The sequence below is a fragment of the Hymenobacter tenuis genome (assembly GCF_054780495.1).
In genome coordinates this window covers 1,166,927-1,183,038 of sequence record NZ_BAAGWF010000004.1, presented here as the reverse complement: position 1 = coordinate 1,183,038, position 16,112 = coordinate 1,166,927, and the positions used below count along the sequence as shown (strand labels likewise).

The following is a 16,112-nucleotide window of genomic DNA, read 5'->3' as shown; positions in this document are numbered from 1 at the left end:
GCTAGCCGCCGTTTACCAACGCTGCCACAGCTTCCTCTAGCTCTTTCTGGCGCTGGCGGCGCTCCACCTCCACTGGGGCGGCGGCGCGCACTTCGCAGTTCGGAATGGTACACCGCTCGCAGGTTTCGTTTACCTCTTTCTGCGGAATGACTACATCATCCAGGAAGCGCACCTTCTGGCGCAGGTTGTCGTCGCAGAGCAAACCCACGGTCACGCTCACGGCGGGCTCGGTGGCCGAGCCGGCGCGGGCCAGTGTCAGACACAGATACTCGTCGTTGTTGGGGTAGCGCGAGCGTTGAGCGCCTAGGGTATAGTTTGGGGCCGAAGTAGCAGGCTGTTGGCGTAGCTCGGCAATCATGCGCAACGAAATCCAGCGGCGGCAGTAGTGCTCGTGCAGCTCGTTGCCGTGCGGGTTGTGCAGGCGCGACAGGTGCAGCTCTTTGGTCAGCTTATATCCCGCTGAGGCATTAGCCTGGTCGAAACGCAGGAAGAATAAGCTCTGGATGCCGAAATGGCGCGGCAGCAGGTTGGTTATGCGCTGCATGAACATCTCCGGCGACACATCATACTTGGCCAGCAGCTCCAGGAGCAAGTTGGGCTCCCACTTCTTGGTGTTAAAGAACCGAGTAAGGTCACGCACCAGCATTTCCTCCTCCATCAGCAGCGCTCCGGCAAAGTAGCTCGCCTTGAAGTTGTTGAGCACCTCCTCAAACGAACGGACCGGAAACGACGCATTCACGTAGGGCCGCTCCCGCAGATTCAGGTAATTAAACGCTACCTCCCGCCCGAGCACAAACCCTTCCTGCGCGCCACTCATGTTGGGGCGCAGCAGCAGCCGCTTGGTTTTGGGCTGGAACACCGAGCGCAAACGCCCTAGGTGCCCGTACTCCTCCAACCCTGCCCGGTCAATAGTATAGCCGTACTTTTCTACTAGCACACGCTCCAGCTGGCTTCGGTCGAACGGCGCGGCGGCAGGCAGCTTGTGCTCCACCATAAACGTGCGCACATCCTGCTCCAGCTCCTCAAAATAGTTGTCGTGCATCTCTTGGAAGGAGCGCAGCGCGGCCAAGAAAAAGTGCTCCTGGCGCATTTCGTAGTTGCGGGCGATTTCAAAGAGGGTGCTGATGAAGGCATTCATCTTAGCTGGCGCATCAGCAATCAGCTCCACAATCCGTAACGGGTCCAGCCCAAACATGTCCAAGGGAAACTCCTTGAGCAGGTCTGATTGCAGTAGTTCCGAAATGGGCTCCAGGCGGCGGCTCAGCGTCAGGGACGTGAGCTGATCGTAGGTAACGCCCAGCACTTTGCTCAGGCTCAGAATTTTGTCGGCCTTCGGATACTTCTTTCCCTTCTCAATTTCATTGAGGTAGGAAACCGATACGTCGCAGGCGCGGGCCAGCTCGGCGGGCGTGTAGCCACGCTCTTGGCGCAGCTCCCGCAGTTTAAGCCCAAAAATCAACCGGACGACCTGACCGTGACTCAGCATAGAGGGGAAGTAAAAAGTGATGGAGCAGAAGAAACGACGCTGCTAGGTATCCAGACAAGACAAACCGAACCTCCTACGATAGAATGAGCATCAAGGCAATGCTTCGTGCTACATAAAGGAGGCTGGGCTTTGCCTGGAATGACCGGGTTTAGCAATTTCTTCTTACCCAAAGGCAAACAACTAACTAAATCAAAAACCTGCAAATCTACGCCTCTGCTAGCTTTATTAAAAATTAGCGAATATTCGCTTGTTTGATAAAATTCGCTTTTGCATATTTGAAGTGTTCAGTGTGAACGAGTTCCTTTCCCGTCACTACCAAACCACCTTGTTATGTCGCCTTTCGCCGAGCCCCAGACCCTAGTTTCGCCGCCTGCTTATCTCACCCCGGAGCGCGTAAAAATTGTGGGGGAGTACACGGCTGAGTACGCCGAAATCCTGACGCCCTCGGCCCTGGCTTTTGTAGCAGAGCTACACCGCCGCTTCGATGCCACCCGCCGCGCGTTGCTGAAGCGCCGCGAGGAGCGCCAGCTGCAGTTTGAGGCCGGCATTTTGCCCGACTTCCTGCCCGAAACCCGCCTCATTCGCGAAAAGCCTTGGACCGTAGCGCCGCTTCCCCAGGACCTACTTGACCGCCGCGTAGAAATTACGGGCCCCGTAGAGCGTAAAATGATCATCAACGCCCTGAACTCGGGTGCCAAGGTGTTCATGGCTGACCTGGAGGACTCGAACTCCCCTACTTGGGCGAACGTAGTGGAAGGCCAGCGCAACCTCCGCGACGCCGTGCGCCGCACTATTTCGCTTAGCACGCCTACCAAAGAGTACAAGCTCAATGAGGAAACCGCCGTGCTCATGGTGCGGCCACGGGGCTGGCACTTGCTGGAAAAACACATGCTAGTAGATGGCGAGCCAGTAAGCGCGTCGCTGTTTGACTTCGGCCTCTACTACTTCCATAACGCCCACGAACTCTGTTCCCGCGGCACAGGCCCGTACTTCTACCTGCCCAAGATTGAAAGCCACCTGGAGGCCCGCCTCTGGAACGACGTATTTGGGTTTGCGCAGTGGTCGTTGAAAATGCAGAAGTGCACCATTAAGGCCACCGTGCTGATCGAGACGCTGCCTGCGGCCTTCGAGCTGAACGAAATTTTGTGGGAGCTGCGCGAACACTCGGCCGGCCTGAACTGCGGCCGTTGGGACTACATCTTCAGCTATATCAAGCGCCTGGGCCTCAAGCCGGAGTTCCGCTTGCCCAACCGCGCCGAAGTAACCATGACGGTGCCGTTCATGGCGGCCTACTCCCAGCTCGTTATCCAGACGTGCCACCGTCGCGGCGTGCATGCCATGGGTGGTATGGCAGCCCAAATTCCCATCAAAAACGACCCCGAAGCCAACGAAATGGCCCTGGAGAAAGTACGCCAGGACAAAATTCGGGAAGCTCGCAATGGCCACGACGGCACATGGGTGGCCCACCCCGGCCTGGTTCCAGTAGCCCTTGATGTGTTCAATGAGCTGATGCCCCAGCCCAACCAGATCGACAATAAGCGCGAGGACGTGCACGTAACCGCTGCTGACCTAGTAAAAGCGCCCGAAGGCCACATCACCGAAGACGGGCTCAAGCTCAACATCGATGTGGCCATTCAGTACCTCGAGTCGTGGTTAGGTGGCAACGGTTGTGTGCCCATCTACAACCTGATGGAAGATGCCGCTACCGCCGAAATCAGTCGGGCGCAAGTGTGGCAGTGGCTGCACACGCCCGGCACGACCCTCGACGATGGCCGCCCCGTTACGCAGGAGCTGTACCGCTCCCTGGTGCCCGGCCAGCTAGAGAAAATCAGGGCTCAGGTTGGGGAAGAGCGCTACAGCCGCGGCAACTACCTAGAAGCCGCCCGCCTCTTCGACCGGCTCGTATCCAGCGAGAAGTTCATCGAATTCCTGACCGTTCCGGCTTACGACCAGCTGGCGTAAGCTGCCTCCTGCTAGCCTCTGAGGTCTCTTAAACCTCAGCAAGTACTAGCCCCTTCTGTGCTTCAAAGCCCTAAAAAGCCGCTTTCTGTGGTGGCCGGGCACCGCTTTGCCTTTTCTTACCCTTCACTTCCTTACCACTACTCGCCATGAACAAGCAAGAACGTATTGCCGCATTGCAACAGGATTGGTCCACTAACTCCCGCTGGAGAGGCATCAAGCGCCCGTATTCCGCTGAGGAAGTAGTGAAGCTGCGCGGCTCCGTCCAGATTGAATATTCCTTGGCCCGCCAGGGTGCGGAGCGGCTCTGGAAACTCTTGCACACGGAAGAGTACGTAGCTGGCTTAGGCGCCCTCACTGGTAACCAGGCCGTGCAGGAAGTGCAGGCGGGCCTCAACGCCATTTACCTTTCGGGTTGGCAGGTGGCTGCCGATGCCAATGGCGCCGGCCAGATGTACCCCGATCAAAGCCTCTACCCCGCCGACAGCGTACCCAACGTGGTGCGCCGTATCAACAACGCCCTGCTCCGCGCCGACCAGATTCAGAGCGTATCGGGTGAAGGCAACGTGCACTGGTTGGTGCCGATTGTGGCCGATGCCGAAGCCGGTTTTGGGGGCAACCTGAATGCCTTTGAGCTGATGAAGATGATGATTGAGGCCGGCGCTGCGGGCGTACACTTCGAAGATCAGCTTTCCTCCGCCAAGAAGTGCGGCCACCTCGGCGGCAAAGTACTGGTGCCCACGCAGGAAGCCATCAATAAGCTGATTGCCGCCCGCCTGGCAGCCGACGTAATGGGCGTACCGACCCTGGTAGTAGCCCGTACCGATGCCGATGCCGCCGACCTTATCACCTCCGACGTAGACGACCGGGACAAACCGTTCATTCTGCAGGAAGCCGAGCGCACTTCGGAAGGCTTTTACCGGGTGCGGTGCGGGGTAGAAGCCGGCATTGCCCGGGGCCTCGCCTACGCGCCCTACGCCGACCTGATCTGGATGGAAACCTCCACGCCCGACCTGGAGCAGGCACGCCGCTTCGCCGATGCCATTCATGCGCAGTTCCCGGGCAAGCTGCTGGCGTATAACTGCTCACCATCCTTCAACTGGGCGGCCAAATTGAGCGTTGAGCAGATGGAGTCTTTCCGCGAGGAGCTGGCGGCCATGGGCTATAAGTTTCAGTTCATCACGCTGGCTGGTTTCCACGCCCTCAATACCAGCATGTTCGAGCTGGCCGCCGCCTACCGCGACCGGGGCATGGCCGGCTACTCAGAGCTGCAGGAGCGTGAGTTTGCTCTCCAGAAGCAAGGCTTTAAAGCCGTGAAGCACCAAGCTTTTGTAGGCACTGGGTACTTTGATGCGGTGCAGAACGTAGTAACCTCGGGCCTTACCAGCACCGGCGCCCTAGTAGGCAGCACCGAGGAAGCCCAGTTCCAGCACTAAATCACCGATTGAAACGGATTTCTGGGTTGACAATCTAGAGCCAGATAACCTCTAAAAACAAAGGCCACGCTGCTTTGCGAGGCCTTTGTTATGAGCGGAGGGCTAGTGCGTGCTGTAGGTTCAGGCTGTCTGTATAATCCGAAAAAGTCCTTTTACAACTGCGCGTCTATGCGGCCATTCCGGAACACGGGCACTATGGCATACGCATCCTGCCGAATGCAGAACTCCATGTCTTTGTGCGCCTCCAGGTGGTTGAGGCGGCGCACGTGTGAGGATTTAAGCAGGTAGCCTGCTACATCAGGCTCGGCGGCTTGCCACAGGTCGAGGGCCGCTAGGGTAGCATCGGAATTGGTAGTATCGAAGTGGGGCTGCAGGCGGGCCGCCAGCGCACCGCCGAATAGCGTGTCTTCGAGGCAGAAGTTGCCTTTCCAGCCGGCGCACACGACCACTACATCTTTGCCTAGGCGGCGCAAGTGGTCAGCAACGGCCCCAATGTTCAGGAAGGCTCCCACCAACACTTCATCAGCGGCAGCAGAAAGGTGCAGGGCGCGGGTGCCATTGGTGGTAGTGATAGCCACACCACGGCCGCGCACGGCTACTACCCCATCGAGGTAGCCAAAGGGCGAGTTGCCCAGGTCCACGCCTTGGGCTTGGCGTCCGTCGCGCTCGGCGGCGGTCAGGTAGCCTTCCTTTGCCATGGCTTGACAGTCGGCTAGCTCGCTGAATGGCACCATGTGCGTGACGCCTTGCGCCAAAGCCGTAACAATGGACGACGTAGCCCGCAGAATATCTACCACCACCGCTACCCTACCACGCAGGTCGAAGAGGGGTAGCAACTCCGGGGAGAAACAAATGTCGATAGAGGGCATAAAAGCCAGGTTGGGTGTAGTAGTCTAATGTAAAATAGAACGTCATGCTGAGCTGGTCGAAGCATCTCGCTCGCGTCGTTGCAGGAGTAACCCCAACGACGCGAGCGAGATGCTTCGACCAGCTCAGCATGACATTCTATTATAGCAAAACGGTTATCAAGGCAACGACCGCACGCGAGATGCTTCGGCTGCGCTCAGCATGATGTTCTGCTTGTTGTGGTATAAGCAGGATTAAACCTCCTCGGTGCCTTTCACGAAGGGCAGCTTCACAACGGTGGCCGGCAGGTTCTTGCCGCGCACCTGCACAAAAATTCTGCTGCCGGGCGTGCTCAGCTCGGTTTTCACGTAGCCTAGGCCAATGCCCTTGCTCAAGCTCGGCGACTGGGTGCCGCTGGTTACGTCGCCGATTTTCTCGCCGGCTTCATTCACCAACTCGTAGTGTCCGCGCGGAATACCTGCGCCGTCCATCAGGAAGCCTACCAGCTTGCGCTCTACGCCGGCTTCCTTCTGCTTTTTCAGGTTGTCGGCGTTGGTGAAGTCTTTCGTGAACTTGGTAATCCAGCCTAGGCCAGCTTCCAGCGGCGAGGTTTCGTCGGTGATGTCGTTGCCGTAGAGGCAGTAGCCCATTTCCAGGCGCAGCGTGTCGCGGGCACCCAGGCCGATGGGCTTCAGGCCGTAGGGCTGGCCGGCTTCCATCACCTTGGCCCACACTTGCTGGGCGTGCTCATTGGGCACATACAACTCAAAGCCACCGGCGCCGGTGTAGCCCGTAGCTGAAATAATGACGTTGGGCGCGCCCGCAAAGGTGCCCTGCACGAAAGAGTAGTACGGAATGCTGGTTAGGTCAGCATCAGTCAGGCTTTGCAAAGCGGCAATGGCTTTGGGGCCTTGCACCGCAAACAGGCTCATCTCATCCGACACGTTCTGCATTTCGGCGCCGTCGGTGTTGAATTGCTGAATCCAGTTCCAGTCTTTCTCAATGTTGGAGGCATTTACTACCAGCAGGTAGTCTTCCTCGCCCAGCATATACACCAGCAGGTCATCTACAATGCCGCCTTCCTGGTTGGGCAGGCAGGAATACTGGGCTTTGCCGGGCGCCAGCTTGCTAGCATCGTTGGAGGTTACGCGCTGAATAAGGGGTAGCGCCTGGGGGCCGCGCACCCGAAACTCGCCCATGTGCGACACATCGAAAATACCCACCGCCCGGCGCACCGTGTGGTGCTCATCGAGGTCAGAGGAGTAACGAACGGGCATGTTGTAGCCGGCAAACGGCACCATCTTAGCACCTAGCTGCTGGTGCACATCATTCAGCGGAACGGTTTTGAGAGTTTCGGACATGTGGGTGGTAAAGTGATGAGCAGGTTTGAGGCCCGGCAGCAGCTAGTAAACAGCCGCTGCACTGCGCATTGAAAGCAGGTACTTTCAGTGGCCCGGGCCGAATGAACGGACGAAAGTAGCCAATTCTGGCCGGGAGGCATCCGTCGGGTTTCAGTTATCTTTGTTGGAATGGCTCAGCGGCATTGCCGACCCTCTCTGCCCAGCTTTCGTAGGTTAATCCGTCGCTTTTCATTCTCTATCCTAGCGAAAGAGTCCTTACCTCTATGTCCGTCGAACTCAAGCAGGAATTTGATTCAGTGAGTGTGAAGCACCTTCTGTTCAAATCCAAAGTGCGCTCCTATCTCTATGGCAGCAATATCGATGAAGCCCCCATTCGGGATGCACAGGTGTGCGCGTTTGGCCAATGGATTGCGCAACGCGTGCTCAAGGACTTCCGGCACTTGCCCGAAAGCCGCGAGCTGGACCAGGTGCACCTGCGGATACACGCCGTAGCCAACCGGCTGATGGACCTGAAGCAGCAGGGCCAGCAGGAGCAGGCTATTGCCGGACTTTCGGAAATAAACGCGCTAGCCGACCACATTACGCGTCTGCTGCGTACCATGGAGGAAAAACTCCGAACCGGCCAATAAGCCAGCCGGTTGCCGCCCTGTTGCCGCTCATGCATGAAACTAAAAATCTCTACTAAATTATTTGCGGGTTTTGTAGCCATCTCGGTGCTGTTTGCCGTGGTGGCCCTCATCAACTACCAGCTTTCAAGGGCGGTACTGCGCAACTCCCAGCGCGTGGAGCGCTCTACGCGCATTACAGGCGAGGCCACTACCCTGCTGCGCAACATCATTGATATGGAAACCGGCTTCCGGGGCTACCTGCTCATTGGGAATGAAGCTGTGCTGACGCCGTACTATGAAGGTGAGCGGAACCTGCTGGGCCGCTTTGCCGAGTTGCGCAACGACCTGACGGTGGGCCAGCCCCAATACCAGCGCATCATCCGGACCCAGCAACTGTTTCAGCAGTGGTCGGCGTACTCGCATCTGCTGATCAGCGAAAAGCGGGAAGCCCTACGTCGGAACCCCAACCAAACCGGCCTCGATGGGCTAGAGCACCGCAACCTCACTACCGACCTCACAGGCAAAATCCTGATGGATCAGATTCGGGTGTTGTTTGGGGTATTTGAACGCGAGGAAACCGAGATTCGGGCAAAACAGCGGCGCAAGCTCCAGGACAGCATCCGCGAAACGCGCATTCTGTCGGTGAGCATTACGCTGATTAGTATTCTGCTGGGGTTGCTCTATGCGTCGTACCTAGTGCGGCAGCTTTCCCGGCGCATTGGCGGTATGGTAAAGCAAGCCCAGCGCATTGCCGATGGCGACTACACGACCCAGGTAAAAGATACGGAGCAGGATGAGCTCACGGAGCTGGTGGACTCATTGAACACGATGACGGACACCATTAATGCCAACATCGGGCAGCTGGAACACCGCAACAAAGAGCTGGACCAGTTTTCCTACGTGGTGTCGCATGATCTGAAGGCTCCGCTGCGCGGTATTGAAGCAGCCTCCCGCTGGATAGAGGAAGACATGGGCCAAGAGCTGCCCGAGCACATTCGGGAGTTTCTGCGCCTGATGCGCACTAGGGTTAGCCGAATGGAAAACCTGATTACGGGCATTCTGGACCTGGCGCGGGTGGGCCGCATTCCGCAGGCCGACGAACCCGTGTTTGTGCGCCAGCTGCTGCGTGAAATCATCGATTCCCTTGAGCTGCCCGCCGGCTTCAACGTGGAGCTGCCCTTCTACCTGCCCACCCTGCGCACCAACCGCGTGCAAATGCAGCAGGTATTCACGAACCTGATCAGCAACGCCCTCAAATATCATCATAACCCGGAACACGGCAACGTGCGCATAGGCTGCGTAGAAGGCCCCAAGTTTTACACCTTCTCTGTGGCCGATGATGGCCCGGGCATTGCAGCCGAATACCACTCCCGCATTTTCGTGATTTTCCAGACCCTCACGGAGCGCGACACGGTGGAAAGTACCGGCGTAGGGCTGGCTATTGTAAAGAAAATAGTGGAGCGCCAGGGTGGCACCATTCGGGTTGAATCAACTGAAGGCCAAGGTGCCAACTTCATCTTTACCTGGCCCAAGGAACCGTTGCGCCGCCGCGAATAAGCTGGTTCCGGCCTTCAACTTCCGCCCAAACATGCTATTTGCCGTATACTGCACTCCTATGGCATCATTTTTCGCTACTTGCTCATGAACGCCGACCTAGATCAGCCCAGCATTTTGCTCGTCGAGGACGACCAAATGGATATTATAAATGTGCAGCGCGAGTTGCGTAAGCATAATATTGAAGTGCCGCTGCACATTGCCCGCAATGGCCGCGAGGCGCTGAACATGCTCCGCGGCGAAGCTGGCCAGCAGCAAATTCCGAAACCTAGCGTAGTGATGCTGGACCTGAACATGCCCCGCATGAACGGGCTAGAACTGCTGGAAACCCTCCGTTCCGACCCTGAGTTTGTTGCCCTGAACGTGTTTATCACCACTACCTCCGATCTGGAAACCGACCGCCTAAAAGCCCAAGACTTAGCCGTGAGCGGCTACATCATCAAGCCCTTGAGTTTTGATACGTTTGGGGAAGGCGGCACTACTGTGGATGGCTTCAGCCTGTTTCTGGATTTGCTGCGACTGAAGTAAACGAGGCTTTTTTGCTAGGTCACGCTAGGCCTTAAAGTAGCCGGAATCCTAGGCGATGGTGTTCTGTGGGCCCAAATTCCCGAATAGCAGCTCGGTGTTTTGCGGTCGGGTAGCCTGCGTTCTGCTCCCAGCCATATTCCGGAAACGTTTGAGCCAGCGCACTCATGCGCTCATCCCGAAAGGTTTTGGCCAGCACCGAGGCAGCCGCAATGCTGCGGTAAATACCGTCGCCCCCAATAATGCAGGTGTGTGGCAGCGTGGCGTGCGCCCGAAACCGGTTACCATCGACAAGCAAGTGTGTGGGTTGCGGCTGTAGTTGCGCGGCAGCGCGGTGCATAGCCAGGTAGCTGGCCTGCGCAATATTGATGCTGGCAATTTCCTCCGGTGATGCCTCTGCTACCGCCCAGGCTACGGCCTCACGGCATATTTCTTCGCGCACCTGGTCTCGGCGCTTAGCCGTCATCTGCTTGGAGTCGTTGAGGTAGCGGGGCGCGAAATCGGGCGGCAAGATAACGGCGGCGGCAAACACCGGCCCGGCCAGGCAGCCTCGCCCGGCTTCATCGAGGCCGGCTTCCAGCGGTTCGCCCGTATGTGAAACAAGTAGCATAGCCACAAAACTACAGCTCCGCCTGCAATAGGGCACCACTTTAGGCTAAGTGAACACCTAGTAAAATACCTTAAAGACGGGAAAAGCCTCCGCGGTGGCCGTAGCACCCGCGGAGGCTTTTCTATGGTTTTCCGGCGCTTAGGCCGGATAAATCAGGCTAGTGACTGCCAGCAGTAGAGCCGGTTTCGGGGCCGGATGATTCTCCCCGACGGAAACCTTGCTTATCACGGGGGCCTTCGTCCAGGGCCTCGTCTTCATCGTTGGTGGTGTATACGTTAGAGGTTGGGCCGAGGCCGCCGGTTTTCTGTGCCAGCTCCATTTCAGCCTGGGCGTGTTTTAAGTTGAATAGCGGATCCCCTTCCTGGGGCTGAGAAGCTTGCTTTTTGGGTTGGTTAGCCATAAATAATAAGGCAACAGCCGGGAAGTGAACAGCTGTGTAAGGTCTCGTACGCACCACTCATGGTAGAGGTTGGCTTCGGCTGCTTACAGGATTCCGCCTTTGCGCCCGCCGGAAAATAAAAAAGCCGCTACCCGAGGTAGCGGCCTTTTCCGTCGCATTGGCCGGCAAATTTCATTCATCCACCCTACTCCTTTTGCCGGTGGCAACACTACGCGGTGAGAGTCTTCCTTTCCATTAACCCTGACGCGCGCTGAATAATTAGTAAGTCAAAGATATAGGATGAGGCAGGCCAGCGCGGCATTATTGGACCAACTGCTTACCAGGCCCGGTCAATCAGGCGAATCCAACGGCGGGGCGCTTATCTTGCCCCGCAAACTGCAGCCGGCGCTATACCTTTACAGCCCTGATGCTTCTTTACTTAACTACCCAATGGCAGCCACTCCCGACCCGAACCTTGATGAAACCCGCAACCCCTGGCAAACGCTGGGCTCGGAAATAGTTTATCAAAACCCCTGGATCCGGGTGCGGCAAGACCAAATCATCAACCCCGCCGGCAACCCAGGCATTTACGGGGTAGTCTCAATGAAAAACAAGGCACTAGGCATTGTGCCGGTTGATGCCGAGGGCAATACCTGGTTGGTGGGCCAGTACCGCTACACCCTGAGCGAATACAGCTGGGAAATTCCGATGGGTGGCGGCCCCGTGGAGCTGGATATTCTGGAATCGGCGCAGCGGGAGCTACGTGAGGAAACCGGCCTGCTTGCCCGCCGCTGGACCAACATCATGCGCCTGCACACCTCCAACTCGGTTACCGATGAGGAAGGCTTTGTGTTCCTGGCCCAAGACCTGGAGCAAGGCGAACTAGAGCCGGAAGAAACCGAGGAACTGCATATCTGGAAGCTACCGCTTGCTGAGGCCGTGCAGCTCATCATGGACAACCGCATTACGGATGCCATCAGTGTGGCGGGCCTGTTGAAAGCGGCTCGTTTACTAGGGGTGTAGCCGGGCCAAAGTGCCAGTACCACTCGCCGGGTTTCGGCGGTTCCTTTCATTAGCGCTACTTTTGCGTGTATGTCGCGCCTGCTCCGCTTTCTTGGCCATCGCCTGTACACCACCTGGGCTACGTTCTGGTTTGTGGCGCCCTTCGTGCTGATGTATCCGGTGCAGTGGCTGCTGAGCAAGCAGCCCTGGGGGCACCGCCACCTGCACAACCTGAACCGGTACTGGAGCAAGCTGTTCATCCGGATGTGGGCCGTACCGGTCAAAACCGTCTGGAAAAACCCCTTGCCTGCCAGCCAGCCGTGCGTGTACGTGGCTAACCACAGCTCCTACATTGATATTCCGCTGCTGTTCCGCACTATTCCGGGCTGGCTGAATATCATGGGCAAAAGCTCCCTAGCCAAGGTGCCGCTGTGGGGCCCTATCTTCGGCCGCGCCTACATCACCGTCGACCGCGACAGTGCCGTGAGCCGGGGCCGGGCCATGGTGCAGGCTAGGCGTACCCTGGAAGCGGGTCGCTCGGTGGTTATCTTTCCGGAAGGTAAGATATCCAAGACGCCAGGCGTGCAGATGGAGCCGTTCAAGGATGGTGCCTTTCAGCTGGCCATTGCCATGGGCGTGCCCATCGTGCCAGTGACCATGCCGCTGAACCACCGCTTCATGCCCGATGTTGCAGGCCTGCGGGTGCGGTATTCGCCCCTAGCCATTACCCTGCACGAGCCTATTCCAACCACTGGCCTTACTGCCGCCGATGCACCTAGTGTTCGTCAGCAGGCCCACGATGCTATTGCCAGTGGGTTTCTGCCCGATGGCGGCGGCATTCCGGAGGCTAGCTCCTGGCGCCGCTTCGTTCCGGGCAAACCGGCCTCGCCGGAAACCAAAGAAACGGAGCTGGCCTCGTCCAATTCCTAAGTATCATCTTTTTATAACGCCTTACCCTTGAGCACCGACCTAGCTACCCTCCGCGGCCTGGCCCACCTGGCCCGCCTGGAATTCGACGACACCAAAGAGCAGCAGATGCTCGGCGACCTGAACAAGATTTTGGATTGGGTTGACCAGCTGCGCCAGCTGGATACCACCGATGTAGAACCCCTGGTGCACCTTTCGCAGGAAGTAAACGTGATGCGCCCCGATGAGGCCCACAACTCAGTAAGCCACCAGGCTGGCCTGAGCAATGCGCCGCGCAAAGACTCTGATTACTTCCGCGTACCCAAAGTGCTGGAATAACTGCTGGTGTCCACTTCCGTTCCTAATACCCCCGCGGCCCGGCCCAACCCTGGTCGTCATGGCCTGCTGTTTCTGTTGCTGACCTGTGCCGTGTTGGCCCTGGGCTTGGCTGGCTGGCATTATTTTACTGCCGATGACGCTGTACTGCCAGCCCAACCGGTAGCGCAGCTGGCTCCCGTTCCCCTGACTGTTGGTGAGGTAGCGGTTGGCCTTACCAGGCTGCCTGTGCAAGCCAACGGCTACCTCATCACCCAAACGCATGATGTAGCCGGCCCCTTCCTGCGGACCGAAGCTGCGTTTGCCTTTCTGGGTTTGCTGGGGGTAGCGCTGGCATATTTCCTGGCGGTAGTGAGCGGACTAACGCGACCCTTTTTCGTGGCCGGCATGGCACTGGTCATCTTCCTGCTCATGTCCTTGAATGCGGACTTGTTGGGGATATTTGATGCAAGCCAGCAGTACTTTCTGATTCTGACGCTGGCCGTGCTGGGTCTGCCAGCATATTATCTACACGCTTTCCGGCCCGAAGTACCGATCAGTCAGCGCATTCTGCTGTTTGGCGTACTGGTGCTGTCGATGGGCGCGCTGCTTTTCGGACTGAACCCCAATCAGGCGGAGGTAACGGCGCTGCACCTAACCGCGTTTGTAACCATGGCCGGGGCAGTGGCGGTGGTTTTGCTGGTGCTGTGGGTGGCGTTTGAGAACGTGTACGGCTTGCTCTGGCTGAACACGCAGTCTGATTCGCCGGCGGGTCGCTTCGGGCTTTTCCCGTTTTTGCTGGCTAGTGGCCTGTATTTGGGCACGCTGTTTCTGTATTACTGGAACAACGGCGAGGTGCTGCTTTTCCCGGGCTGGCACCTCGACCCCTTGGTGCTGTTGCTGCCGGCTGTGCTCATTAGCTGGTTTGGCCTGAAGCGTCGGGCGGCGACTTATGGCCCTTGGGTTAGTTACCACACCGGTATGCGCTACCTGTATCCGGTGCTGGTAGTATTTGCCGCGGCGGCGCTGGGTTACGCGCTGGCCACTGCCAACGACCCGCTGCTCATGGCCAGCCGCGACTTCACGGCGCTGGCGTTTCTGTGCGTGGGCGTGGCGTTTCTGCTGTATGTACTGCTGAACTTCGGGCCCTTGCTACGCAAGAAACTGCCGGTATACCGGGTAGCCTACGAGCCGCGCCGGCTGCCCTTCTATGCCATGTACACCCTCGGGATTGTACTGCTGGGCTTGGTATTGCTGCGCAACAACTTTTCGATAGTAGACCAGGTGCGCGCGGGCTACTACAACAACCTCGGCGACCTAGCCCGCTTGCAAAGCGAGCTGCAGCCCGATGACCTTTCGCAGGCCTTGCTAGCCGAGCGCTACTACGCCGAAAGCGACGTATTGGATCAGCACAACCACAAAGCCAGCCTGGGCCGGGCGGCGCTTTACCGCTTCCGCCTGCAGCGCCAAAACGAAATCAACATTCTACGCCGGGCGCTCAGCCGTCGCCCTTCCGAAAAAGTATCGTTGCGGTTGGCCGCGCTGTACAACGAGCCCCGCGATTTTTTCGACCGCCTGGCCGTGCTGCGCGATGCCCTGAAAGCAGCGCCCGGCAGCGCCCGCCTCAACGGCGATATGGCCCAGTTGTACAGCCGCTCCACCGTCACTGATTCCGTAGAGTTTTATCAGGAGCGCGCCGAAGCAGCAGCTCCCAACAGCGCGGTTCTGCAGGCCAATCGGCTGGCTTTCTTACTGCGAGACCCTCAGCTTGGCTCCGTTTCGGAGTTTATGCAAAAGGCCTCCACTACTTCAGATGATGCCTTGGCCAGTAATATGTTGCTAGCATATCATCTGGGCCCAACCGGTACTGCTACGCCGGTTTGGCCGCAACCAGCACCTAGTACCGACCTCACGCCGGCCCAGTTTGCGCATCTGTACCATGCGGCCCTCTTTCGGGTGCATGCGAAAGGCAGTAAACCGGCTGCTGACACTACCTACGCACCTCTACTTAAGCACCTGAACCAGCGCGCCGCCAACAGCGACTTTCATGATCAGCTGACGTTTTTGCAGGCGTACACGCAGCATTATGGTGGCCGCCCGGTAGCGGCCCAAACCACGCTACTACCCCTTGCTACCGGCTCAGGCCCCACTACTGCCTATTACCAACAGCTGCAAGGCTTGTGGCTTCTGGATCAGCACCTGCCTGCTCCGGCCGCCAGCCGCCTCAACGAGGCCCGGCAGAATGGGGCCACCACTGCCGCACTACCGGCTGCTTACGCCCTCGCCCTCAGCAACCGCCCCGATTCAGCCCAGCGCGTCATTCGGCAGGTGCTGGCAGGCTCCGAGCAAAGCGCATTCCGGGCCGCACGGCGCTTGTCAGCGGTATTGTCGCCAGAGTTGCGCACCGAATATGCCCAAGCTCCCGACTCGCTCCGTACCGACTATCTGGTACTTCGCGGCGACGAGTTGCCAGCCAAAGAACTCCTGCCTTCGGCCCAAACCATTACAACCCCGGCCCTGCGCGAAACGGCGCTGCTGGCCCAACTGCCCCGCGCTATTCAGGCCGGAGAGTTCACGGCCGCACAAGGTGTAGTACAGCAATTCGCACCGGCTCCAACGGCTCCAGGCTCTGTGGCCTCAGCCTGGAACGTGCGGCGGGGCGAGCTACTGGTGCAACAGCAGCAGTGGCCGCAACTCCAGAAATTGGTAGATAATGCCAGCTTCACGGGCTTCGATGTGTTTTACCGGCTTTACTTCCGGGCGGCCCTAGCTGAAGCAGCCAAGCAACCCCAAGATGCCGCTCGTCTCTACGACCAGCTCGTGCGTGAAGCCCCATTCGTGGAAACCGGCCTGGTAGCCGCCGCCAACTTCCATACCCGCCGCCGCGACTTTCCGGCGGCTTACAACACTTTGCTCCGCGGCATCGATTACAACCCGGAGTCGGTGGTGTTATTGAAGGCGTATGTGCTGGCTGCCATTCCGGTGGGCCTAACCGAATATGCCTCTACGCCGCTTGAGCACCTAGGGGCATTGCTTTCCCCCGCAGATTACGCTACCTTTCGTAAAGAGTACGAAACGCGGCGGGCGTCGCGTGTAGCGTCCGCTGCTCCCTGGAACTAACCCCG

14 protein-coding genes are annotated in these 16,112 nt (G+C 58.2%); 9 read left to right on the top strand and 5 right to left on the bottom strand.

The genetic code is table 11. From position 1 onward, the window contains the following. Position 1: 1 nt before the first annotated feature. Entirely contained in the window at positions 2-1,486 is a 1,485-nt protein-coding gene (locus ACYVGU_RS18620; protein WP_460614149.1) for a helix-turn-helix domain-containing protein, read from the bottom strand. Between the two features lie 330 nt (positions 1,487-1,816). Here ACYVGU_RS18620 and aceB point away from each other — a divergent pair, with 330 nt between their 5' ends. Together aceB and aceA are read left to right on the top strand one after the other, a co-directional pair. Next, positions 1,817-3,448, top strand: coding sequence for a malate synthase (aceB, locus tag ACYVGU_RS18615; RefSeq protein WP_460623281.1), 1,632 nt, complete (start codon positions 1,817-1,819; stop codon positions 3,446-3,448). Between the two features lie 146 nt (positions 3,449-3,594). Beyond that, a complete protein-coding gene (gene aceA, locus ACYVGU_RS18610) occupies positions 3,595-4,881 on the top strand; it encodes an isocitrate lyase family protein (protein WP_460623280.1) in 1,287 nt (428 codons plus the stop codon). A gap of 152 nt (positions 4,882-5,033) precedes the next feature. Here aceA and ACYVGU_RS18605 read toward each other — a convergent pair whose 3' ends face one another. Together ACYVGU_RS18605 and gcvT are read right to left on the bottom strand one after the other, a co-directional pair. Continuing rightward, positions 5,034-5,750, bottom strand: coding sequence for a 2-phosphosulfolactate phosphatase (locus ACYVGU_RS18605; RefSeq protein WP_460623279.1), 717 nt, complete (start codon positions 5,748-5,750; stop codon positions 5,034-5,036). Between the two features lie 231 nt (positions 5,751-5,981). Beyond that, on the bottom strand, positions 5,982-7,088 hold the full coding sequence (gene gcvT / locus ACYVGU_RS18600; protein WP_460623278.1) for a glycine cleavage system aminomethyltransferase GcvT: 1,107 nt from the start codon (positions 7,086-7,088) through the stop codon (positions 5,982-5,984). 263 nt (positions 7,089-7,351) lie between these two features. On the opposite strand from gcvT, the gene ACYVGU_RS18595 reads away from it, so the two are divergent. The 3 genes from ACYVGU_RS18595 to ACYVGU_RS18585 all read left to right on the top strand — a co-directional run bounded on the left by ACYVGU_RS18595 (position 7,352) and on the right by ACYVGU_RS18585 (position 9,778). Further along, positions 7,352-7,717 (top strand): CZB domain-containing protein, encoded by a 366-nt coding sequence (locus ACYVGU_RS18595; protein WP_460623277.1) that lies wholly within the window; start codon positions 7,352-7,354, stop codon positions 7,715-7,717. A 33-nt stretch (positions 7,718-7,750) separates the two neighbouring features. Further along, positions 7,751-9,253, top strand: coding sequence for a sensor histidine kinase (locus ACYVGU_RS18590; protein WP_460623276.1), 1,503 nt, complete (start codon positions 7,751-7,753; stop codon positions 9,251-9,253). Positions 9,254-9,337: 84 nt separating this feature from the next. Then, positions 9,338-9,778: a response regulator gene (locus tag ACYVGU_RS18585; RefSeq protein ID WP_460614142.1), complete on the top strand. Its 441-nt coding sequence runs from the start codon at positions 9,338-9,340 to the stop codon at positions 9,776-9,778. A 31-nt stretch (positions 9,779-9,809) separates the two neighbouring features. Here ACYVGU_RS18585 and ACYVGU_RS18580 read toward each other — a convergent pair whose 3' ends face one another. After that, positions 9,810-10,385 carry a ribonuclease HII gene (locus tag ACYVGU_RS18580; protein ID WP_460623275.1) on the bottom strand — a complete coding sequence of 192 codons (576 nt, stop codon included), beginning with the start codon at positions 10,383-10,385 and terminating at the stop codon, positions 9,810-9,812. Positions 10,386-10,542: 157 nt separating this feature from the next. Continuing rightward, positions 10,543-10,785: a hypothetical protein gene (locus tag ACYVGU_RS18575; protein ID WP_460623274.1), complete on the bottom strand. Its 243-nt coding sequence runs from the start codon at positions 10,783-10,785 to the stop codon at positions 10,543-10,545. 429 nt (positions 10,786-11,214) lie between these two features. On the opposite strand from ACYVGU_RS18575, the gene ACYVGU_RS18570 reads away from it, so the two are divergent. The 4 genes from ACYVGU_RS18570 to ACYVGU_RS18555 all read left to right on the top strand — a co-directional run bounded on the left by ACYVGU_RS18570 (position 11,215) and on the right by ACYVGU_RS18555 (position 16,107). After that, complete coding sequence (locus ACYVGU_RS18570; protein ID WP_460623273.1) at positions 11,215-11,787, top strand: NUDIX hydrolase; 573 nt, start codon at positions 11,215-11,217, stop codon at positions 11,785-11,787. Positions 11,788-11,856: 69 nt separating this feature from the next. Beyond that, positions 11,857-12,696, top strand: a complete 840-nt coding sequence (locus tag ACYVGU_RS18565) for a lysophospholipid acyltransferase family protein (RefSeq protein ID WP_460623271.1) — start codon at positions 11,857-11,859, stop codon at positions 12,694-12,696. A 27-nt stretch (positions 12,697-12,723) separates the two neighbouring features. Then, positions 12,724-13,011 (top strand): Asp-tRNA(Asn)/Glu-tRNA(Gln) amidotransferase subunit GatC, encoded by a 288-nt coding sequence (gatC, locus tag ACYVGU_RS18560; RefSeq protein WP_460623270.1) that lies wholly within the window; start codon positions 12,724-12,726, stop codon positions 13,009-13,011. Positions 13,012-13,017: 6 nt separating this feature from the next. Then, positions 13,018-16,107 (top strand): tetratricopeptide repeat protein, encoded by a 3,090-nt coding sequence (locus ACYVGU_RS18555; protein ID WP_460623269.1) that lies wholly within the window; start codon positions 13,018-13,020, stop codon positions 16,105-16,107. The last annotated feature ends 5 nt before the right edge of the window (positions 16,108-16,112 follow it).

What these genes read in the sequence shown, in the direction of transcription:
- ACYVGU_RS18590 (WP_460623276.1), top strand. Translation starts at nt 7,751, where the DNA reads ATGAAACTAAAAATCTCTACTAAATTATTTGCGGGTTTTGTAGCCATC.
- gcvT (WP_460623278.1), bottom strand. Translation starts at nt 7,088, where the DNA reads ATGTCCGAAACTCTCAAAACCGTTCCGCTGAATGATGTGCACCAGCAG.
- ACYVGU_RS18605 (WP_460623279.1), bottom strand. Translation starts at nt 5,750, where the DNA reads ATGCCCTCTATCGACATTTGTTTCTCCCCGGAGTTGCTACCCCTCTTC.
- ACYVGU_RS18620 (WP_460614149.1), bottom strand. Translation starts at nt 1,486, where the DNA reads ATGCTGAGTCACGGTCAGGTCGTCCGGTTGATTTTTGGGCTTAAACTG.
- ACYVGU_RS18595 (WP_460623277.1), top strand. Translation starts at nt 7,352, where the DNA reads ATGTCCGTCGAACTCAAGCAGGAATTTGATTCAGTGAGTGTGAAGCAC.
- ACYVGU_RS18585 (WP_460614142.1), top strand. Translation starts at nt 9,338, where the DNA reads ATGAACGCCGACCTAGATCAGCCCAGCATTTTGCTCGTCGAGGACGAC.
- ACYVGU_RS18580 (WP_460623275.1), bottom strand. Translation starts at nt 10,385, where the DNA reads ATGCTACTTGTTTCACATACGGGCGAACCGCTGGAAGCCGGCCTCGAT.
- aceA (WP_460623280.1), top strand. Translation starts at nt 3,595, where the DNA reads ATGAACAAGCAAGAACGTATTGCCGCATTGCAACAGGATTGGTCCACT.
- ACYVGU_RS18570 (WP_460623273.1), top strand. Translation starts at nt 11,215, where the DNA reads ATGGCAGCCACTCCCGACCCGAACCTTGATGAAACCCGCAACCCCTGG.
- aceB (WP_460623281.1), top strand. Translation starts at nt 1,817, where the DNA reads ATGTCGCCTTTCGCCGAGCCCCAGACCCTAGTTTCGCCGCCTGCTTAT.
- ACYVGU_RS18565 (WP_460623271.1), top strand. Translation starts at nt 11,857, where the DNA reads ATGTCGCGCCTGCTCCGCTTTCTTGGCCATCGCCTGTACACCACCTGG.
- ACYVGU_RS18575 (WP_460623274.1), bottom strand. Translation starts at nt 10,785, where the DNA reads ATGGCTAACCAACCCAAAAAGCAAGCTTCTCAGCCCCAGGAAGGGGAT.